This window comes from Nocardia tengchongensis (assembly GCF_054781395.1).
Genome location: NZ_BAAGUM010000020.1, coordinates 130554 through 149820, shown reverse-complemented (window position 1 = coordinate 149820; position 19267 = coordinate 130554). Strand labels below are relative to the sequence as shown.

The window sequence follows — 19267 nt, the reverse complement described above, 5'->3', positions numbered from 1 at the left end:
AGCTCCCTGCGCAGACGGGAGGCAGGAGATCATGCGGTACGGCACTGCGTTGCGCGAGGAGATCGGCCGGTCGGGGGTGACCCCGTTGGTCGGGATTTTCGACATGTATTCGGCATCGATCGCCGCGCAGTATTTCGAAGGAATGTTCGTGTCCGGTTTCGGGTTCGCCGCCTCTTACTACGGGCTGCCCGATATCGGGTTCATCGCCTGGCCCGACATGGTCGGATTCGTGCAGCGGTTACGTCTGGCGTTTCCGGACCGGCATCTGCTGGTCGACATCGACGACGGATACGCCGACGTGGAGGTCGCCTGCCACGTGGTCGAGCAGTTGCAGATGCTCGGCGCCTCGGGGGTGATCCTGGAAGATCAGCAGCGTCCACGCCGGTGCGGCCACGTGGCGGGTAAACAGATCCTGCCGCTCGAGCAGTATCTGGAAAAGCTGAACCTGGTGCTGGCCACGCGCACCGACCTGGTGGTGGTCGCGCGGACCGACGCCACCGACGAGGACGAGATCCTGCGACGTGCGCAAGCACTGGCCGCAACCGACGCCGATGCCGTGTTGGTCGACGGTGTGCGCAGCGTGGAACGGATCCGGCAGGTCCGCGGCGTGATCGGCGCGAAACCGCTGTTGTTCAACCAGATCGCCGGCGGGCTCTCGCCGCGGCTGTCGTTGACCGAGCTCGGGGCACTGGGAGTCGATGCCGCGATCTACTCCACGCCGTGTCTGTTCGCGGCGCACGCGGCGATGACCGAGGCACTGGCGAAGCTGCGTTCCGAGGATGGACGCTTGCCCGAGATCGGCGCCCACGATATCGATGTGGCCTCCTCGACTGCCCTGCTGGAGGCCAACATCTCCCGCCGCCACCACCGGCGCACCGACCTCGCATAGGCACGGTGACGAGGCTGCGGCGACGGCCCGCTCGCCGCACGGCACCGGCACGACTGCGTCCCCCAACCGCGCGGCAGCCCGATCACTCACTCCACACTGCGCCCTCGCGGTCAGAACACCCCGATCCGACAGCGACGAATCCCCCGGCCATACCGCGCAACTCCCGCGCTGAAGACCGAGTACGAGCCAAAAGCACGCGACGGAGCCACTGAACAGCACTTCGAACATCACTGAAGACGACTTCGAAAACTGACAACCGTCAATCCAGATTGACGGACCCAGTTCTCGGAACCAGTTCAGGTCAGCGTCCGATAAGGCGTATTAACGGAAGGGAAACGCACCGAAGTCCATGTCAGAGGCCAGATTTCGGGTACGATTCTGCCGGTGACGTGGCCGAACCGCCGGAGCCCGGCGTGCGGCTGCACCACACCAGCCGCACCCTGGGGGATCTGGCCGTCACGTGACGGGTCGGCTCCGCATGTAGTAGAGAGAACTTGGAGGGGGAACCACATGAGCGCCGCCGGAGAGACCGCGCCGCATCTCGACCGCCCGGACCCGCGCGTCCTGGGCCTCAGCTGGGATGCAGGCACCGTCCGCCTGGTGCTGGACAAGGAACTGGTGCTGACCATATCGCCGGAGGTGGCGGCGTGGCTCGCCGCCCAGGCCCGCGTCTGCCTGCACGCCGCGCTCAAGGCGGACCCCACGGCCACCGCCGGCGGTTTCGTCCACGAGCTGCTGACCGGCGATCCTCACCCTCGGCTCACCGAGGACGCATACCGGGCCCTGACCGGCGGCGGCGCCACCGATGGGAACGCCTCGCCCGCAGTGGGCGGGTCGCGGGCAGGGGAGCGATCGTGAGGACCGACGCGGAGGTGGGGGAGCTGGCCCGGCTGGCGTTCCGCACGGCCGGGCAGGTGCGGATGCTGGCCGAGCGGATGGCCGCGCTGGGGTTCAAGGCCGACGGCTACGAGCAGGCTGATATCGCCCGCTTCGCCGACACGATGCAGGGCATGGCGCTGCGCGCCGCGATGAGCATGGACGACGGCGACGCCCAGCTGTCCGAACTCACCGGCCGCCAGGTTAACCGACTCGACCCCGGCGACTGACCGCTCCGAGCACCGGCATCCGCGAGTGGCCGTCGAGCCGGACCGCCCGCGGGCCCGACCACGAACTCGCCCGACAGCAGCAACCACCACTTCGGGAAGGATCCGCCGATGTCTCGCGCGACCCCGCTCGACGGCGAAGCCGTCATCCACACCACCTGGCCCCTGCAGGGCCCCTACACGGCCGAGGCGCTGGGCCAGCTGATGGCCGCCCTGGACGAAGCGCTGCGCTACGCCAACCACGCCACCATCGGCAATCCGCTGCGCACGCTGCCCGAACCGGGCGACGGCGCGCGGGTGGTCCGCCGTTTCGCCGGCGCGGTCGACAAGATGCCGCAACTGGTCGGCCAGCTCGCCCGCTGGGCCGACGCCGTCGCCGCGGACCCGCGTCTGCGCACCGGCGCCACGGACGGCACGACCGCGCAGACCCACGCCGCCACGGCGGCGGGCGCCCTGCGTGACGCCGGGCCCGCCCTCGCCGCGCTGCAACGGCAGCTGGCCATCGCGGCGTCCACGCTCGACCAGGGCCTGCACTTCGACGGCGACGACCAGGACGACGACGAGCCGCTGAGCTGGGAGCAGATCAAGGCGCGCCGTCCCAGCCCCGACGAGCGCGACGCCCGTCGCGAGGATCTGCTGCGGCGGGCGCGGCTGGTCCGGGAATCCGGATTCGACGACTACCGGCTCATCTGGTCGAGCGGGGAGGTCGCGCAGGTCGCCTACCTGCTGCGGGATCACGACGAGCTCACCTCGATGGGCGAAACGACCGCCACCGTGCTGGGCACCCTCGCCGCCGACCTTTTCGGGTACCGCGACGGCCGCGCCGAAATCGAAGCCGGTCACCCCGAAACCCTGCGGTGGCTCGAGGAGCTGCACCGGGAACTCGACCGATGAACCGGCCCACCGCCGCCCGGCGAGGTCATCGGCGCGCCGAGGGCCCACCGCTACACGTGGTGCCCGACGTTGCGGAGCCGGAGGACGACGAGCTCGACGCCCGGGTCGCCGCCTACGCCGCGGCCGCCGACGCCGACAACACGGTGCGCACCTACACCTGGGCGTGGAACCGCTTCGACCGGTGGTGCGACGAGCACGGCTACACTGCGCTGCCGGCGAGCACCCGCGTCATCAACCGGTTCCTGGTCACCGCAGCCGACGACCCCAACCGCCCGGCGTCGCGAAGCTCGCTCGAGGTGCTGCGCGCCGCGATCGCGTGGAAGCACGCCCAGGCCGGACTCCCGGATCCGACCATGGACGCCCGCGCCCGCACCGTGCGCCGGGGCATCAACAAGTCCCGCGTCGAGGCGGGGGAAACCGACAACCGGGCCCCGGCCGCGGTGGCCGCCGACATCGAGGCCATGGTCGACGCCGCCCGGGCCGGAGCGGGCACCTGGCGCCGGCAGGTCGCCGCGCGCCGCGACATCGCGCTGATCCTGCTCACCTACGACTTCGGCCGCCGCCGCGGCGAAGCCGCCGGCCTCAGGCTCGGCGACCTGAACATCGTCGACGACAACCCCGACCGCCAGCCGCGACTGCGAATCCGGTTGCGCGGCGGCAAAACCCACCAGGACAGCACCGAATACGTCTACCGGCCGCGCAGCGCCCGCGACGGCCGGTACTGCACCTGGTGCGCGCTGGCCCGCTGGATCGCGGTGCTCAACGCCGCCGACGATGCCGCCGCCACCGCCCGCGGAGACGACGCCGGCGCCGTCACCGCTGCGGTGTCCATCGCCGTGCAACGGCTGCTGCGCCGCGACGCCGGCGATCCCGTCGAACACTGCTGCGACGGGGTTACGTGGCTGGCCGGCCGGGCACGCGCGTATCTGTTCCGGCCCGTGGCCAACGGCGGGCTTCCCCACGCTCCCGACACCGCCCTGTCCGGCCGTTCGGTGGACACCGTCGTCCGCCAGCGCGCTCTCGCCGCCGGGATCGGGCCCCGCCGCGGGCACAGCCTGCGCGCCGGTGTCGCCACCCAGCTGTTCGACGACGGCGCCACCGTCGAGGAGGTCATGGCGCTGCTCGGACACAAGCGCCCCGAAACCTCCCTGCGCTACGACCGCCGCCGCGCCCAACGCAGCGCCGACGTCGACACCGGGCTGTGACCGGCATATCGGTTGCCCCGGTGCGGATTCCGGGCCTGCGGGGTAAGCAGGCACGGGAGTGGCGGCAGTTCGTATGCTGGGCGGCGGCCGCGGAACTGCCCGCGCTGCCCACCACCGCCGACACCGTGCTGGCCTACCTCGCCGAGATCCCGGGCACCCCGGCCACCCAGCGCGGCCGCGTCAGCGCCCTCAACGCCGCCCACAAGGCCAAGCGACTGCCGATTCCGGGTGCCGCCGAAGCGGTACGCCGCGCGCTCAATCCCGGCCGCGCGCAACGCCTGTCGGGCCTGCGTGCGCACGCGGACATGATCATCACGCGGCTGCCGGTCACCGGCTGGCCCGACGCACTGACCGACCGCCGCGACGCGGTCATCCTGCTGCCGGCCACCGAAGGACTGTCCTGGCACCAGATCTCGGCCCTGACCCAGGCCGAGATCACCCTCACCGCGCGGGCCGTCACCGTGGGTGCGCAACCGCTGCTGGTCATGCCCGCCACCGGCACCTCGGCCTGCCCGGTGCGCGTGTTCTCCCGCTGGGCCACCATCGCCACCCACGCCCCGGCCGCCACCGGCCATATCGCCCTCGAGCGACTCCTCGCCGACATCGGCGAGGCCGCCGCACGCACGGACGACACAGAGGCGGAAGTGTATGTGCCGCAGCAGTTCCCCGACTGGTACGCCAGGCAACCGCTGCTGTGCGGATTCGACGAGCGCGGCCTGGCGCACGGCTACATCGACGAACTCGAGCCGCTGGCGCCCGATGCCGTCGCCGAGATCGCCACCGCCCACCTGTTGGCCCCACCCGTGCCGGGCGCCGGCCCGGACCTCGACACCGACTGGTACGAGCGCGGGATCGCCGCCCGCTACGGCATCTAGCGGCGCGCGGCCCGCGACTTTGCCGCACCAATCTCAAAGGCGGTGTCCGTCTCACGAATGACATATCGTGCCATGATCAAATCCCTACTACGGGGCGAAACCCGGCGGCTCGTAACATCTTTCTAAGCCGCATTTCGGTGGGCGGTTGCGAATGCCTGCGCACAGCGCAGAGCTGGTGACAGGGAGCGGCGTTGTATTTGTCGTGCGTGCGTGCTGAAAACTTCCGGATCTTCGGAACAGGCCCCGGGGAACACGGTGTCGAAGACAGTCGCCTGAATCTGGAGCTCGATCGGGGAACGAACGTCCTGGTGGGCGAGAACGACAGTGGTAAGTCCGCGATAATTGATGCGATCCGGATCTGCCTGCTCACCACCGCCGCGGACTATTACCGGGTCACCCGGGACGACTTTCACGTCGGCCCGAAAGGCAGGGCGAAAGCCTTCACCATTACCTGCGGCTTCACCGACCTCACCGTGGAGGAGCAGGCGACCTTTCTCGAGTTCGTCACGACCGACCGCAAGGGCACGGCCAGCCTTTTTGTCACCGTCCACGCCGAAGCAATGGACCCGCCGCGGCCACAGCGCATCTCGGTCACTACCCGGACCGGATCCGACGGCAGCGGTCCGGCGCTCGACGGCGCGGCACGGGAGTTGCTCAAGGCGACTTACCTACGTCCGCTGCGGGACGCGGAAGCCGAATTGCGTTCGGGCCGAGGATCACGGCTCTCTCAAATCCTCGCCGGCTACCCAGCCATGATCGCCGAGGAAGTGAACGACTTTGATGAAGAGGCCGATACCGCGAGCACTCTGGTAGGGATCCTCCGTCGTGCCGAGCACCATCTGGCCAGGAACAGTTCGGTGGCGACGGCACTCGACGACATCAACACCGATTATCTGAGCGAATTCGCGATCGGCTCGGACAACTTGCGGGGCCAGGTCACGGTGTCCGGGGACGCCACTCTGGCCCGGGCTCTGGAGCGGTTGGAATTGGCGTTGGCCCCGGAAACAGGTGAGTGGACTCGGCGAGGACTGGGGTACAACAATGCCCTGTTCATGGCCGCCGAACTGCTATTGCTCGGCAACAGCGACATCGCCCCCTTGCTGCTGATCGAGGAGCCCGAAGCACATCTGCACCCGCAACTGCAGGCCCGGATCATGGACCTGTTGCGCAAGCGCGCCCAAATCGACAAGGGCAGCAAGCGCTCGACCGCTCCGGTTCAGGTTCTCCTGACCACCCATAGCCCGAACCTGGCTTCTGCGATCCCGGTGGAGCATTTGACCCTCGTGGCCAAGGGGCACACCTTCCGGCTCGCCCCGGACCTGACCCGCCTGGACGCCGGCGACTACGAGTTTCTGACCCGTTTCCTCGATGTCACCAAGGCAGGCCTGTTTTTCGCCCGCGCTGTTGCGATCGTGGAGGGTGACGCCGAGGCGATTCTTCTACCCGCATTGGCTGAGGCGACGGGGGCTTCGTTCAACGAGTGCGGCGTCACCGTTGTGAACGTCGCGACGGTTGGCTTGTTCCGCTACAGCCGCATCTTTCAACGCGACGGCAAGCAGATCCCCGTGGCAGTCGCCTGTATCCGTGACCGTGATCTCGTGCCTGAGGGGACACCCGACGACATGCGGCGCCAGTTGAAATGCGTAAAAGAGATGCAACCGGAGGAGATCATCCGGCATGTCGAGAACCTGACCGCCGACGACCGCGGCAACGTCAAAACCTTCGTTTCCGACCACTGGACCCTCGAATACGATCTCGCCGCCGCATCCTGGGAAATGGCGACACTGATGCATCAAGCGGTGCAGGCGGCGATCGCATCGAAGTCGGCCTGGCCCGGCGAGGACGCCCTCGCGCAGTCCGACACGGCCGCGGCCAAGGAAGTTACGCAGTGGCGCGACGACGGGAAACCGTTGGAGACCGCCGCGATCGACATCTACAGGCCGCTGCGCATGAAGAAAGCGAGCAAGCCGATCGCCGCACAGCACGCCGCACGTCTGCTCGGGACCACTCCCATCACGCAGGAACAGTTGCCCGACTACCTGGTCCAGGCCTTCGCCCACCTGCGCGCGGGGGCCCGACGTTGACGACCCCCAACCACACCGATGCCCTCACCCATGAACGCATTCGAGCACGCGCCTCCGAACTGAACCTTCAGCTCTCCGACCGGCAGCAATGGGACTTTCTCCAGAGTGTCGACACGCTGGACTTGCAGGCAGCACCGGGCTCGGGGAAGACCAGCCTGGTCGGACTCAAACTCCTGATGCTCGCCGAACACTGGACAAGCACGACCCGCGGTATTTGCGTGCTCTCGCACACCAATACCGCCAAGGACGAGATCATCGCCCGAATCAGTAGTTCCCCTGCCGGTGCTCGGTTGCAGCGCTACCCCCATTTCATCGGCACGATCCAGTCGTTCACCAGCACGTTCCTCGCGTCGCCGCATCTGCGCGGGATTGACATCCAAGTCCAGACCGTCGACAACGATGTGTACGCGGACCGGGCCAAACGCGTCCTCGCTAGCGATCAGCAATTCGGAGCGTTGAAGAGCTATCTCGGCCGACAGAGATTCGGTGACGACGTGGTCGGCGCGGCCGAGTTCAGTTTCGAGTCGGGGCAGCTGGAAGTGCGGTCCTCGCGGGAGCTGCCCTTCGGGCCTGACACCAAGAGTTACGAACAGTTCACGAAGCTGAAGCGTCTCATGGCACGCCAGGGTATCTTCCGCTACGCGGACATGTTCGCGCTGGCCGAACTCCACCTCTCCCGGTGCCCGGCCCTGGGCCGGGCAGTCGCACACCGCTTCCCCTTCGTCCTGATCGATGAAATGCAGGACACGAGCGCGCTACAACAGAATCTGCTGAACCAGGTCTTCGGCGACCCTTCGACCATCGTGCAACGCGTCGGTGACATCAATCAGCGAATCTTCACCGACGCCGCCACCGCCACGACCGCGTCCTCGTTCCCGCGCCCGGACTCTCTGGAACTACCCGTCAGCCGCCGCTTCGGCAGCTCCATCGCTGAATTCGCCAGCTCACTCACAGTCCACCGCCGCCAGCACATCCGCGGCGCGGGTCCCGCCGGAACGATCGCGGTCCTGCTCTACGACGAAAACTCGGTGACCCAGGTCGTGCCTGCCTTCGAACGGATCGCAGCAGAGGTCGTCCCGCTCCCGATGCTCCAGCAGCATCCGCCACGAGTCCTCGCCGCACGCGTGCGACCCGGCACGTCGAAAGCGTTCCCGCAATCCCTTGCCTGCTACGTACCGGGATACGCCGCGACCATCCCAGACGGTCGACAAGCCTCACTGCTCATCACCGCGCGCGCAGCACGGGAACAATGGCGCTCCGGTGCAAGCCACACCGCAGTCGACCTCCTGTGGGAGGCGGTGAGAACAGCCACCAAGTCCGCCACGAATGAAGCCCTGCCGACACTGCGCTCCCTGAGCAGAAACCCCGGGACTCCGGGCGCCAGCGCGAGGGCCCTGCTCCTGGACGTCCTAACCGACCCGAACGACGACGAAATCAGCTGGGACCGTCTGATGAAGCGCATGACCGGCTCGCTGTCAGAGCTCTTGAGTAAAGCCGGTTCAGTTCCGATCACGTTGGGCGAACTCGCGCACTACGTCGCACCGCTACCAGGTAGCTCCCCGACGGCTGCGGGCCACCAGGAAGCCGCAGCGGAGACGGTGCACAGTGAACTCGGGTCCATCCACAGTGCCAAAGGCGAAACTCATACCGCGACCCTGATTCTGGAATGCCTGAACCGCAGCGGAAAGAACTACGACGTCCACGAGGTGCTGCGACTGCTTGCAACAAACGGGGACCTCAACAGCGCAACCCGTACCGTGCAGGAGATTGCCCAACTGGTATTTGTCGGCGCAACACGACCCACCCAGCTGCTCGCATTCGCGGTCGACCGAGATCGAGCAGCGCCATACCTGGACTTCTTCGCCTCCAGCGACTGGGCCGTCCACGACCTCACCCCTCAAAGCGCCGGGTCGAGTACTCCGCCTCCAGCGGTCGATGCAAACCTGATCATGGGGTCTGAGCCGCAGCCCCACCAGGGCGGAAATCGAGCAGACAACCGGGGGTCCCGGACTGGATTACCGAAGATCCAACGAAGTTGACCAGCTGACCCCGCCCGGTTGATCCCTCGGAGGCCAGGCGGGTCCATGACCGCAGCAGATATGGGAGCCCGCCCCGAAGGGGGTGGGGCGGGTTCGGTGATCATGGTACCGGGTGTGAGTGCCTCGCAGAAGTCTTCGGCAGCCCTGGGTACAACAGACCTGACAAGCACGTGTTGCGGCCCCCGGGCATTCGGAAACCCGGCTTCAATCTGACGGATTCCGTATCGGTTGCGGTTGCGGTGCTGAGGTGTACCCGGGGGTAGTGGCGCAACCGGCCGGAATCCGGCGCTAACGCAGCGATGCCCCGGAGCGTAGACCCGAGGCATCACGAAAGTGGTTGTGGCTGTTGCTATTTCTTGCCGGATCTGCTGGCATTGGTCGCGGCCGCGGATTGGGCCCGGCTGGCGAACCCGGATGTCGCCGTGGCGCTGCTCGGATTGCGGGCACCGGCGCTCTGGATCGCGGGGGCCCTGCTGGCGGTCATCTTGCCGCCGCTGGCGTGGCTGCCGCTGTTGCCTCTGGACTTCGACATCGCTGTACCTCCTTCGAGGTCCGTCAGGGATTGTCGGTGCTGTGTGCAAGGCTGCTGCGCGATACAGACGATCAAGATTCGAGGGGTGCGGAATGAGCACGAAGGCCAGTGGAACGTTGGACCTCACATCATTCGAACCGGAGGTGCTCGACGAAGGCCTGGGCGCCGCGCTTGGCCGTGTGCGGATCACCAAGACCTTCCAGGGCGGCCTGGTTGGCTCCAGCACCGTGCACATGCTGTCGGTCGCCGGCATCGAGGGCAGTCCCGCCGCCTATGTCGCCGTGGAGCGATTCACGGGTGAACTCAACGGCCGCAAGGGCTCCTTTGTCCTCCAGCACAGCGCGCCCGGTAGCCGTGGTGAGCAGATCGCGATCCGCGTGGTCCAGGGAACAGGTTCCGGTGACCTCGCGGGGATCACGGGTGCCTTCGAGATTCAGTCCGACGGTAGCCACTCCTACGTTTTGGAGTACACGCTGGACTGACACATGCCCGCCTCACCGTACAAGGTCAACCGGTCTCAAACAGGTGAGGAATCCCTCTACGGGCTTAGCGCCGGATTCCGGCCAGTTGCGCCACTATCGAAAGTTGTAGCGGGATTCGATGGGTCGAATTCGCTGTGGGTCAGTCCTGGTGTGATCTCGGCTGGTAGGTGTCGCTGGAGCTGGCGGGCAGATTCGATCGAGAGTCTGTCAGGCCGGTGCTCATTCATGGCCGCTCGAACACATTGGTGCCCCGTTCCGCCCGAGCAGGCTCGTTGCGATCCTCACGCGACCTCATTGTCCTCGGCTCCCTCGTCGAACCGCCCTCCAGGCACGGGAAGGCCGCATCCAATCGAGGGAAGGACCATGCCCGCCCCTCGCCGGCGTCGTCGATTCCGTATGCCGTTGCTGGCCCGTCGTGTGGCGATCCGGCAGGGGTCAACGCCGGTGTCGAGATCTCGACCCGCGCAGGAAGATCGATGCCACAGGACAACACTGCTGAAAGTCATTGCCGCACAATGTGAACAGCGACCCGTGGTTCCTTAGCGCCGGATTCCGCGGACTTGGACCTCAACCCCCGGGTCGAAGGTACGAGGCGACACCGGGCCCAGCTCGTCGGCGCAGACTACCGTGGCACTTTCGGGTGGCTGCGTGTAGAGACCGACGATGTGGGTTCTTTTGGGACGAAGTAGGGATCCTTGCTCGTCGTCCACGACCGTGGCCGACGCCATCGAACGCCCTCTGCGACAAGGATTCTGCGAACCTGACTACGTCCTACGACGATGCCTTCGGCGCGCAGGACATCGGTCAGGGAATCCAGCGTCCAGCACGAGGCTGCCGCGTCTTTCTCGGCGTGCAGCCCACCGTCGGATTGCTGCATCAGACGCCCTGGCGGCGTTGTGGCGACCGAGGCCACAGTGCGGTTGCGCTCGGCCTTGGTCAGCCGCGGCTTGCCGCCCTGACCCGGCCCGGTCTCCCAGCCCTTCCAGTCGGTGAGTGTTGAACCGGTGCAGTCGTTCTCGCACCGTCTGTCGATGACATTCCAGCTCGCCCGCGATCTGCGCGGTCGACTTGCCATCCCAACTCACCGTGATCATCCGCGCCCGCCGGATCCAATCTCCAGGCGCCTGCCGAGCTGCGGCCAGTTTTCGAATCTTGCGCTCTTCCAACACATTATGCGCGGTCCACGCAACCAACACCTTCGGTAGAACCCACCTCGACCACGCCCGAACCACCAAGAGCAGCAACAAGTTACACGATCATTGAGGAACGCAGCCTTAGGGCACCTCAGTGCTAGTGGTGGCTCATGTTGTTGGGATTGAGTGGGCTGTTCGGGTTGGCAGGGTTGGCAGGGTCGTTGGCCCAGCGAACACCGGTGCACCAGTCCTGGAAAGCCTTGTCGTCCTTGAGTTCTGGCCGATAACAGTCGGCGAAGTTGTACGTCTGTGGATCGGCCGGCGCGACCTCTGTCGTGGGCTCCGCGGTCGCTGGAACCGACAGGGCGGTGAGTAGTCCGGTGGCGATCCCGCCAGCGATCACGAACCTGGTCAGCGCATTGCGCCACTTGCTTATCGAGAGCACTTCGTTCCTTTCATTCGCGGCAGCACCACCGTTCCATCATTGGGGCCCCGACTGCGGAATTCCTCGATCCGGCGCGGGACGAGTTCGGCGAATCCGAGACCGGTAATCCATTCCCGCACAGCTTCATAGGCGATGACATTGCCGGTGCACGGGCCGAGCGCGACGCCGACGATCACCTCGACGCCCCGAACATGAACATGGTGACCTGTGGTGGCCAGGCCACCATCCCGATCGTGGCCGCTGTCTCGCGGGTGACGCGCGTGATGTACGCCGAGATCGTCGCCTCGATCGCGTCCCGCTCCGCGGGTCCGGGCACGCGGGCCAATATCGACGAATTCACCGAGACCACCTCGCACGCGATCCGAGCCGCCGGCGGGGCCGAGCGCGGAAAAGCGGTGATCATCCTCAATCCGGCCGAACCGCCGCTGATCATGCGCGACACGGTCTATTGCCTGGTGGATGCCGCCGATCCCGGCAGCCGCGAACGGATCCGGGCATCGATCGCGACGATGGTCGAGCAGGTCGCGGCCTACGTGCCCGGCTATCGGCTCAAACAAGAGGCCCACCCCACGAGGACCTCTTGCTGTCGGTGGCCAACTCCCTCACCGTCGTCGAGCACGGCGCCATCCGCGTCGACGCCTCGCTCGCGCGACACCGCCCCGACGCCGCGAACACCCCGATCGAGGCATTCATAGCCTCCGCGGACCTGCTTGAATGGGTGCACGGAGGCTATGTCTTCGCCCTGCAGGACGCCGCCGACGATCTTGTCCGTCCGCTGCAGGACCGACCGGTCCGGGCGGACAGGGAAGCGCTCACCCTCGGCTACGCCGGGGTGTACTCCAACTTCCTGCGCCACGCCGAAGCTACCGCCGAGTGGGCGGGCCCCAATCGTTGATCGTCACCTGCCCTTCGACGCCCGCTTGGCCATACCGGCCTCACCGGCCGGCTCCGCGGCCATCTCCAGGATCTTGGCCAGTTCATCGAGCTTCGCCCGCGTACCGATCACGTTTGTTGCCACCTTCCCAAACAAACTGTTGTGCCCCGAGCACGGTAAGCGGTGCCGAGACGGTACGGGTCACTGAAGCAGATAGACGTGCTGGCACACGGTCCCGGCCAGCGGCCGTCAGCAGAACGGGACGCCCACCGAACCGTTGAGGCTGGTGTGGAAGAGGATGCAGACCAGGTTGTTGGCGACTGAGTAGGACCCGCTGGAGGAGCCGGTGGCGGTGCCATCCACGGCCTGGGCCCCAGTCGGCGCGGGCGCATCAGCCTGGGCGGGAGCAGCCAGCGCGGCAGCGGGTGCGAGCAGCGCCGCGGACACGGCGAACGTGGCGAGGGTCTTCTTCGAATTCATCTGCGACTCCATCGTTCTTGATCTTGACGGGAGCCAGTATGAAACCCCGGCCACGGGCACCGATAGCCCCAACATTTGGGGCCGCCGATAACGGGGGCAAGATGAGTGAAATTGAAATAGCGGCGGATAGCCCGACAGGGAACTCTCTTCGGCTTATGATAGATCTGGAATTGTCAGAGGCCCAACATGTTTGGGGCTGGATTGTGGCTCACCCGGCAACCAGATACGTCAATGCGGACGGTAGCCGATCCGCTCCTTGTTCCGCGCGATCGCATTCAGTGACGGCAGCCGTGCTGCGTTGCCGCGATGTCGGCGGGTACCCCGTGGGCTACACAGACCATTGCGCTGCCCTGAGTCACGTGGCTGGTCGACATTTCCGAACACCACACCGGCGAAGGCAAGCTCTATTTGGCGACGGCGTTGTTGAGAGCGCGGACAGCGAGCGCCGATTTCATGCGGGAGTCGATGGAATAGCCCACGATCCGGTTTCGAGCCGACCGCTGGATCGATGCCGCGGTCGCCGTCCGCGGTGGCTGGTACCGTGCTGCATTCCGACCGTGGTGGGGAGTTTGACCTGACCCCATGATTTCGGTCCGGGGAGTGTGAGAGCCTTGCGGCCCACGAAGTGGGCAGGAAGGCTCGAAGACCATGGCAACCCGCAAGAGGCACACCCCTGAGCAGGTCGTGCGCAAGCTGAGCGAGGCCGACCGGCTGCTGGGTGAGGGCAAAGAGATCGCCGACGTGTGCCGGACCCTGCAGATCACCGAGGCCACCTACTACCGGTGGCGCAACCAGTTCGGCGGACTCAAGGCCGACGACGCCAAACGGTCGAAAGACCTCGAACGCGAAAACTCCACTCTCAAGCGCCTTCTCGCCGAAGCCGAGCTGGAGAAGGCGGAGTTGAAGGAGATCGCCAAGGGAAACTTCTAGACCCGGAACGCCGGCGGGCGGCCGTCGCGCACCTGATGCGCGTGCTGCAGGTCAGCGAACGGTTCGCCTGCCGGGTCACCGGGCAGAATCGAAGCACCCAACGCCATCCTCCGGCCGCCACGACTGCCGCGGATCCTGATGCAGCGCTGCGCGATTGGTTGCGTGATTGGGCGAGAGCGCATCCACGGCAGGGGTTTCCGCCGCGCCTACCACGATGCCCGCGGCGAGGGCTGGACGGTAAACCACAAGAAGATCCAACGCCTCTGGCGTGACGAGGGACTTCGAGTGCCACAACGGCGCCGCCGAAAACGCCTGGGCGCCACCACTGCCACAACGGTGACCGCGAACGCGCCGAATCGGGTGTGGGCAGTGGATTTCCAGTTCAACGCCACCGACGACGGGCGCCCGGTCAAGATCGTGTCGATCGTCGACGAACACACCCGTGAATGCCTCGGCGGCCTGGTCGAGCGGTCGATCACCGCCGATCGGCTCATCGACGAACTCGACCGCATCGCCGTCGACCGCGGGTATCCGGCCGCTCTGCGCTGCGACAACGGACCCGAACTCGCCTGCGCGGCGATGGCCGATTGGGCCGGGGAACGGGTCGGTTTGGCGTTCGTCCCGCCTGGTCAGCCCTGGCGCAACGGCTACATCGAATCCTTCAACGGCCGCCTCCGCGACGAATGCCTGAACATCAACAGCTTTTGGTCCCTCACCCATGCCCGCGTCGTGATCACGGACTGGAAGGACGAATACAACCACCGCCGAAGACATTCCGCGCTGGGCTACAGCACTCCAGCCGGATACGCTGCAACCTGCATCCACCGATAACCGGCTCTCACACCTGGTGGACCGAATCACGGGGTCCCGTCAAGTTCACCGCCGCACTGACCGTGAACGCCTGCACTCGCCGCAAGTTGAAACGATCGATGGGCGATACCGGAATATGCTGGGACAAAAGCCCTTCCGAATCGCCGTGGTCGACATTCAAGCACGAGTACTACTACCGTCACGTCTGCGCGACGAAGGCTGAACTCGCTGCCGCAGTTGACATTTGGATCGATTGGTACACCACTCGACGCTGCCACTCGGCGATCGGGATGATCAGCCCGGTCCGCTACGAGCAATCTCTGACAGCCGCAGCCGAATCTGCGTAAACCCCCGTCCACTATTTCGGGGGAACCTCACACCCACAGCGACCGCCCGACCCACCTGATACCGCACCGCTGCTCATACCCAGTCTGGATCACTGTTGCGCTGCCGTGACATGAGATGACCCGTGATGGCAGGCGTCGACAAACAACGGCGCAGTTCGCTATGCTGTTGAGACTATGACCGGTTCCGCCTGCTTCGGCAGGTCCAGGGCCGGTCCTCATTTTTTTCCAGGTACAGCACTCTCCCCAGGCACAATGTTTCTGTGCCCGTGCCTGTCAAAGCCTTCAAGTCCTACGACGATCAGCTCGACATCCTGATCGCTCGGGGTATGGATGTCGGTGATCGTGATACTGCGATCTCACAGCTGCGACGTCTCAACTACTACCGGCTGAGCGGATACTGGTACTCGTTTCGGCGTCAGGCTGGCAACGGCGTCAGGGCAGACGAGTTCTATCCCGGCACCACTCTCAGTGATGTCGTCGCACTCTACGATTTCGACAGCCGTCTACGGACGGCCACTTTCGACGCGCTGGTTCCCGTCGAATTGGCTCTGCGCGCCTCCCTGGGCCATGCGCTCGGCGAGGTCGACGAATGCGCTCACCTGCATGCCCGTTCCCTGAGCATCCGCGCAACCGGCTCGGACTACGATCGCTGGACCAAGAACTATTTCGACAAGCTCGGCCGGTCGAAAGAGGAGTTCGTCACCCATCACCACAGCCGCTATGGCGGGACTCTGCCTGTATGGGTTGCTGTCGAGATCCTCGACTGGGGTGGGCTGAACTACCTGTACGAGTTCGCTTCCGACGCCGTGCAGTATCAGGTTGCTAGTGAGTACGGGCTCACCAGACCGCAACTGGGTTCCTGGCTGAAGTCCCTCAACGTGATTCGCAACATCTGCGCCCACCATGGCCGACTGTTCAATCGAACACTCACGCTCACGCCGAAGCTCCCACGAGGAGGTGGCATCCCGGCGCTCGGCCAAGTCGGCCCTGTCAAACACCGAACCTTCGCTCAACTCACCCTGATTCAGCACATGCGCGAGGCGCAAGGGGTCGCGACCTCTCGTGTGCTTGCGGCCGTCGTCCACTCCTATCCGCACAACCTTGCTGTCCCGATCAGCCATATGGGTGTGTGGCCGCAATGGGAGCACTCGCCGCTATGGAGCTGATCGATCATGGCCGGCACCGCGAACCGACCAGTACCGGAGACACCCCCGAGCCGAGGGCGCGATGATGCAGCCAGGTAACAACTCAGAACCGAATACCGCAGCCCTCGAATACCTGCATGACACCAGCATTTCGGTGGCCCCGGTGCAGATTCCGGGCCTGGCTGGTGAGCAGGCGCGCGAGTGGCGCCAGTTCGTGTGCTGGGCGGCGGCCGCGGAGCTGCCGGCACTGCCCACCACCGCCGACACCGTGCTGGCCTACCTCGCCGAAAACGTGGGCACTCCGGCCACCCAGCGTGGCCGCGTCAGCGCCCTCAACGCCGCGCACAAGGCCAAGCGGCTGCCGATTCCCGGTGCCGCCGAAGCCGTCCGTCGCGCGCTGAACCCGGGCCGCGCGCAACGCCTGTCGAGCTTGCGTGCGCACGCGGACTCGATCATCACGCGACTGCCGGTCACCGGCTGGCCCGAGGCCCTGGCCGGCCGCCGCGACGCGGTCATCCTGCTGCTGGCCACCGAAGGGCTTTCCTGGCAGCAGATCTCGGCCCTGCGCCAGTTCGAGATCACCCTCACCGAGCGGGCCGTCACCGTGGGTGCCCAACCGTTGCTGGTCCTGCCGACCACCGGCACAACGTCGTGTCCGGTGCGGGTGTTCTCCCGCTGGGCCGCTATCGCCACCCACGCACCCGCCGCCACCGGCCACATCCGCCTCGAACAACTCCTCACCGACACCGGCGCGGCCGCCGCCGACGCTGAGGACGGAGAGGCGGAAGTGTATGTGCCGCAGCAGTTCCCCGCACGATATGCAGTGCAACCGTTGTTGTGCGGGTTCGAGGCGCGTGGCATGGCGCACGGCTATATCGACGAACTCGAGCCGCTGAGCCCCGATGCCGTTGCCGATATCGCCACCGCCCACCTGCTGGCTCCGCCCGAGCCGGGCGCGGGCCCGGACCTCGATACTGGCTGGTACGAGCGTGGGATCGCCGCCCGGTGGCGGATGAAGGCTGTCAGCGACGAACTCGACGACCTGCTCGACCGCGTCGACGCCATCGCCGCTCGCTACGGCATCTGACTCGTGCCGCTGGGGCCTCAGCGTTCCCGGTGGCGGTCAGGAGGTTCCCTGAGATGGTCGGGCCCGAGCATGGTGGGGTTTCTCAGGGCGTAGATGCGGCGTTCCAGCACATCGAAGGGCTGCTGGCTGAGCCTGTCCAGCGCCTCGCGGCGGACACCAGCGGGGACAGCGAGCCGCGCTTGGTCGAGGAGGTCACGTTCCTTGTGCCGCTCGTCGCGCTGCATTGCCAGCGTTTCGTGGTCGAGATGTTTCGCTCTATCGGTGAAAGCGGCGAATTCTTTTTCCGGGCTTCGCATTTCGCGTATCCCTCCCTGTTCGGGCACAACCCCGTCCAGGGTGGGATTTCGAATCCTGTACCGGGCGGACCATCCCGAGGACTGCGCGTTCGGCGGCAGGATGGCTGCTGGCGCGGCTGCTGTTCAGTGCTGAGCTACTTGGGGGTCGACGAGGTCGGCGACGACGATTAGATGTTCGGCGAGTTGTCGGGCCTCGGTCGCGGTGAGACGAGTCCAAACCTCCCCGGGAGCGGTCAGCTCAATATTGGTGTCGCGCTTACCGTCCTGGTCGCCCGCGTTAGCCTGCACGGAGACGGCGCCCTCGAAGTAGTCATCGGCAAGTGTGAGCAGAACCTGCAGTTCGCTCGAGTAGTGCGCTCCGCCATCTGCGTCGTAGTTCGGGTCGGGCTCGTGGTGATCCATACACCACGAGGGACACGGGAGGAGTTCGTCGGTCATGCCGCGGAGTCTAGATTTCGAATAGCTCCAGCTTGGGCGACGCGCCAGAGGAGTTGGGCCCGGGTGCCCCCGATTCCTGCCGTCGCGAGGAAGATCAGGCCAGGTTGGCGTGGCTATCCGACCGCATCTGGCGCGCACGCGGCATCATCTGTGCAGGTAGACCCCCAATTCGCGCCTCAGGCAGGAGGAGTCAAGTCCATGGCAAGCAAGCGCGGCCGCAAATCACGCGACCGTTCCGCCCGGCCGTCCCCATCGCCGCGCAAGACCTCTAACCCGCCCATCCTCGCGGCTACGCGGCGGTTCTTGCGGGCCCTCGAGGAGTTCGAGCATGCCCGCGAAACACATGACGGCTCCGACCCTGACCTACGGCTACCGGATTCGCTCGATCTTCTGTCTCGCTCTGCGTGCACGGTGGCCACCGATCTCGGGGAGCTGCAGTTCGCCTACGACATCATCGAGCGCAAGCTCCCGGTGGCCCCGGCGGGTCCGAAAGGGATCAACTGGCGTGCGCCTCTGCGCCCCGAGGAGCTGATCTACTACGCCGAGATCGCCACCAGCGCCGACGCCGACTACCGGACCCAACGCGAGCTCAATGCCGCCGCGGCCGCGCAGCGTGCCGCCGTCCGCCGCGTCGAGCTCGACCACCAATGCGGGCGACCCACCAAAACCAGCGGGGCACCCTGCGCGAACCGCCCGGTGTATCTTCCTGGGGCCGGACATGGGGGCGGTCTGGGCGGGCGTCGGGGCCGTGCGTGAGGATCTGGTGCCAGCGGCGCAACACTCGCACCGGGCAGGTCGCGGGGTCGCCGGTGGCGGGCAGTTGCAGCAGCGGCTGAGCACCGATGCGGACCTCGGTGCCGGTGCCGGTGCCGGTGCCCGTGACGGTGACCTCGCGTTGGGTGAGATGGGGGCCGTGCAGCTGGCGCGGGCAGTGTTGCAGCGCTATCCGCTGCTCGAGGTGCTCGGGCCACGCGAGGGCTACCGACTGCGGTCCTCGTGGCTCACTTATGCCCTTGCAGAGCTGCGTGTTTCGGCGTTCTGACGGTTTCACCGGCTGATTCGAGAACCCCTGGGCCGCGCCGTCGGCCTTCGGTGATCAACGCTGTCGCACCCGGCGACTGACCGGCATCGACACGGCCGCGCGGATTCGAGTTCTGTCAGGCGTGGTTCGCTGCGTGG

General features: G+C 66.3%; 20 protein-coding genes and 3 pseudogenes. 17 read left to right on the top strand and 6 right to left on the bottom strand.

The genetic code is table 11. From position 1 onward, the window contains the following. Positions 1 to 31: 31 nt before the first annotated feature. From ACYVKL_RS37750 to ACYVKL_RS37715, 8 genes are all read left to right on the top strand, one after another. Complete coding sequence (locus ACYVKL_RS37750; protein WP_379172643.1) at positions 32 to 889, top strand: isocitrate lyase/PEP mutase family protein; 858 nt, start codon at positions 32 to 34, stop codon at positions 887 to 889. A 510-nt stretch (positions 890 to 1399) separates the two neighbouring features. Continuing rightward, positions 1400 to 1747 (top strand): hypothetical protein, encoded by a 348-nt coding sequence (locus ACYVKL_RS37745; protein WP_379172640.1) that lies wholly within the window; start codon positions 1400 to 1402, stop codon positions 1745 to 1747. Continuing rightward, the gene (locus tag ACYVKL_RS37740; protein WP_379172638.1) at positions 1744 to 1995 is read left to right on the top strand and encodes a hypothetical protein; all 252 of its coding nucleotides are present in this window, start codon (positions 1744 to 1746) and stop codon (positions 1993 to 1995) included. Before ACYVKL_RS37745 ends, ACYVKL_RS37740 begins: the two co-directional genes overlap by 4 nt. Before the next feature lie 108 nt (positions 1996 to 2103). Continuing rightward, a complete protein-coding gene (locus tag ACYVKL_RS37735; RefSeq protein WP_379172636.1) occupies positions 2104 to 2886 on the top strand; it encodes a hypothetical protein in 783 nt (260 codons plus the stop codon). Continuing rightward, positions 2883 to 4091 carry a tyrosine-type recombinase/integrase gene (locus ACYVKL_RS37730; protein WP_379172634.1) on the top strand — a complete coding sequence of 403 codons (1209 nt, stop codon included), beginning with the start codon at positions 2883 to 2885 and terminating at the stop codon, positions 4089 to 4091. The genes ACYVKL_RS37735 and ACYVKL_RS37730 overlap by 4 nt, the downstream gene beginning before the upstream one ends. Then, positions 4088 to 4966: a hypothetical protein gene (locus tag ACYVKL_RS37725; RefSeq protein WP_379172631.1), complete on the top strand. Its 879-nt coding sequence runs from the start codon at positions 4088 to 4090 to the stop codon at positions 4964 to 4966. Before ACYVKL_RS37730 ends, ACYVKL_RS37725 begins: the two co-directional genes overlap by 4 nt. A 206-nt stretch (positions 4967 to 5172) precedes the next feature. Beyond that, positions 5173 to 7050, top strand: coding sequence for an ATP-dependent nuclease (locus ACYVKL_RS37720; protein WP_379172629.1), 1878 nt, complete (start codon positions 5173 to 5175; stop codon positions 7048 to 7050). Next, positions 7047 to 9089 (top strand): UvrD-helicase domain-containing protein, encoded by a 2043-nt coding sequence (locus tag ACYVKL_RS37715; RefSeq protein ID WP_379172627.1) that lies wholly within the window; start codon positions 7047 to 7049, stop codon positions 9087 to 9089. The genes ACYVKL_RS37720 and ACYVKL_RS37715 overlap by 4 nt, the downstream gene beginning before the upstream one ends. A 349-nt stretch (positions 9090 to 9438) precedes the next feature. Here ACYVKL_RS37715 and ACYVKL_RS37710 read toward each other — a convergent pair whose 3' ends face one another. After that, positions 9439 to 9621 carry a hypothetical protein gene (locus tag ACYVKL_RS37710; RefSeq protein WP_379172624.1) on the bottom strand — a complete coding sequence of 61 codons (183 nt, stop codon included), beginning with the start codon at positions 9619 to 9621 and terminating at the stop codon, positions 9439 to 9441. 92 nt (positions 9622 to 9713) lie between these two features. On the opposite strand from ACYVKL_RS37710, the gene ACYVKL_RS37705 reads away from it, so the two are divergent. After that, positions 9714 to 10103: a DUF3224 domain-containing protein gene (locus ACYVKL_RS37705; protein ID WP_379172622.1), complete on the top strand. Its 390-nt coding sequence runs from the start codon at positions 9714 to 9716 to the stop codon at positions 10101 to 10103. Between the two features lie 764 nt (positions 10104 to 10867). Here the strand turns inward: ACYVKL_RS37705 and ACYVKL_RS37700 are convergent. Both ACYVKL_RS37700 and ACYVKL_RS37695 read right to left on the bottom strand, forming a co-directional pair. Further along, the gene (locus ACYVKL_RS37700; RefSeq protein WP_379172663.1) at positions 10868 to 11272 is read right to left on the bottom strand and encodes a helix-turn-helix domain-containing protein; all 405 of its coding nucleotides are present in this window, start codon (positions 11270 to 11272) and stop codon (positions 10868 to 10870) included. A 121-nt stretch (positions 11273 to 11393) separates the two neighbouring features. Further along, a complete protein-coding gene (locus tag ACYVKL_RS37695) occupies positions 11394 to 11681 on the bottom strand; it encodes a hypothetical protein (RefSeq protein ID WP_379172620.1) in 288 nt (95 codons plus the stop codon). Between the two features lie 161 nt (positions 11682 to 11842). Between ACYVKL_RS37695 and ACYVKL_RS37690 the strand changes: the two are divergent. Beyond that, positions 11843 to 12253: pseudogene (locus tag ACYVKL_RS37690) on the top strand (acetaldehyde dehydrogenase (acetylating)); the annotation flags it as partial. Then, a pseudogene (locus ACYVKL_RS37685) lies at positions 12190 to 12552 on the top strand (hypothetical protein); the annotation flags it as partial. The pseudogenes ACYVKL_RS37690 and ACYVKL_RS37685, both read left to right, overlap by 64 nt. 252 nt (positions 12553 to 12804) lie before the next feature. Here the strand turns inward: ACYVKL_RS37685 and ACYVKL_RS37680 are convergent. Further along, positions 12805 to 13035 (bottom strand): hypothetical protein, encoded by a 231-nt coding sequence (locus ACYVKL_RS37680; RefSeq protein ID WP_379172616.1) that lies wholly within the window; start codon positions 13033 to 13035, stop codon positions 12805 to 12807. Between the two features lie 648 nt (positions 13036 to 13683). Here ACYVKL_RS37680 and ACYVKL_RS37675 point away from each other — a divergent pair. From ACYVKL_RS37675 to ACYVKL_RS37660, 4 genes and pseudogenes are all read left to right on the top strand, one after another. Beyond that, positions 13684 to 14796: pseudogene (locus ACYVKL_RS37675) on the top strand (IS3 family transposase). Positions 14797 to 14894: 98 nt separating this feature from the next. Continuing rightward, on the top strand, positions 14895 to 15122 hold the full coding sequence (locus tag ACYVKL_RS37670; RefSeq protein WP_379172614.1) for an integrase core domain-containing protein: 228 nt from the start codon (positions 14895 to 14897) through the stop codon (positions 15120 to 15122). Between the two features lie 260 nt (positions 15123 to 15382). After that, a complete protein-coding gene (locus ACYVKL_RS37665) occupies positions 15383 to 16288 on the top strand; it encodes an Abi family protein (RefSeq protein WP_379172612.1) in 906 nt (301 codons plus the stop codon). 61 nt (positions 16289 to 16349) lie between these two features. Continuing rightward, a complete protein-coding gene (locus ACYVKL_RS37660) occupies positions 16350 to 17354 on the top strand; it encodes a hypothetical protein (protein WP_379172611.1) in 1005 nt (334 codons plus the stop codon). 17 nt (positions 17355 to 17371) lie between these two features. On the opposite strand, the gene ACYVKL_RS37655 is transcribed toward ACYVKL_RS37660, so the two are convergent. Both ACYVKL_RS37655 and ACYVKL_RS37650 read right to left on the bottom strand, forming a co-directional pair. Beyond that, positions 17372 to 17650, bottom strand: a complete 279-nt coding sequence (locus ACYVKL_RS37655; RefSeq protein WP_379172609.1) for a hypothetical protein — start codon at positions 17648 to 17650, stop codon at positions 17372 to 17374. A 123-nt stretch (positions 17651 to 17773) separates the two neighbouring features. After that, positions 17774 to 18088, bottom strand: a complete 315-nt coding sequence (locus ACYVKL_RS37650) for a DUF6907 domain-containing protein (protein ID WP_379172607.1) — start codon at positions 18086 to 18088, stop codon at positions 17774 to 17776. Between the two features lie 198 nt (positions 18089 to 18286). Here ACYVKL_RS37650 and ACYVKL_RS37645 point away from each other — a divergent pair, with 198 nt between their 5' ends. Then, the gene (locus ACYVKL_RS37645; protein WP_379172604.1) at positions 18287 to 18844 is read left to right on the top strand and encodes a hypothetical protein; all 558 of its coding nucleotides are present in this window, start codon (positions 18287 to 18289) and stop codon (positions 18842 to 18844) included. A gap of 7 nt (positions 18845 to 18851) precedes the next feature. Further along, positions 18852 to 19130, top strand: a complete 279-nt coding sequence (locus ACYVKL_RS37640; protein ID WP_379172602.1) for a hypothetical protein — start codon at positions 18852 to 18854, stop codon at positions 19128 to 19130. The last annotated feature ends 137 nt before the right edge of the window (positions 19131 to 19267 follow it).

Bases quoted from the DNA above. Each gene is read 5' to 3' on its own strand.
- ACYVKL_RS37650 (WP_379172607.1), bottom strand. From the start codon at position 18,088: ATGACCGACGAACTCCTCCCGTGTCCCTCGTGGTGTATGGATCACCAC.
- ACYVKL_RS37670 (WP_379172614.1), top strand. From the start codon at position 14,895: ATGGGCGATACCGGAATATGCTGGGACAAAAGCCCTTCCGAATCGCCG.
- ACYVKL_RS37735 (WP_379172636.1), top strand. From the start codon at position 2,104: ATGTCTCGCGCGACCCCGCTCGACGGCGAAGCCGTCATCCACACCACC.
- ACYVKL_RS37655 (WP_379172609.1), bottom strand. From the start codon at position 17,650: ATGCGAAGCCCGGAAAAAGAATTCGCCGCTTTCACCGATAGAGCGAAA.
- ACYVKL_RS37645 (WP_379172604.1), top strand. From the start codon at position 18,287: ATGGCAAGCAAGCGCGGCCGCAAATCACGCGACCGTTCCGCCCGGCCG.
- ACYVKL_RS37710 (WP_379172624.1), bottom strand. From the start codon at position 9,621: ATGTCGAAGTCCAGAGGCAACAGCGGCAGCCACGCCAGCGGCGGCAAG.
- ACYVKL_RS37745 (WP_379172640.1), top strand. From the start codon at position 1,400: ATGAGCGCCGCCGGAGAGACCGCGCCGCATCTCGACCGCCCGGACCCG.
- ACYVKL_RS37750 (WP_379172643.1), top strand. From the start codon at position 32: ATGCGGTACGGCACTGCGTTGCGCGAGGAGATCGGCCGGTCGGGGGTG.
- ACYVKL_RS37660 (WP_379172611.1), top strand. From the start codon at position 16,350: ATGATGCAGCCAGGTAACAACTCAGAACCGAATACCGCAGCCCTCGAA.
- ACYVKL_RS37680 (WP_379172616.1), bottom strand. From the start codon at position 13,035: ATGAATTCGAAGAAGACCCTCGCCACGTTCGCCGTGTCCGCGGCGCTG.
- ACYVKL_RS37705 (WP_379172622.1), top strand. From the start codon at position 9,714: ATGAGCACGAAGGCCAGTGGAACGTTGGACCTCACATCATTCGAACCG.
- ACYVKL_RS37730 (WP_379172634.1), top strand. From the start codon at position 2,883: ATGAACCGGCCCACCGCCGCCCGGCGAGGTCATCGGCGCGCCGAGGGC.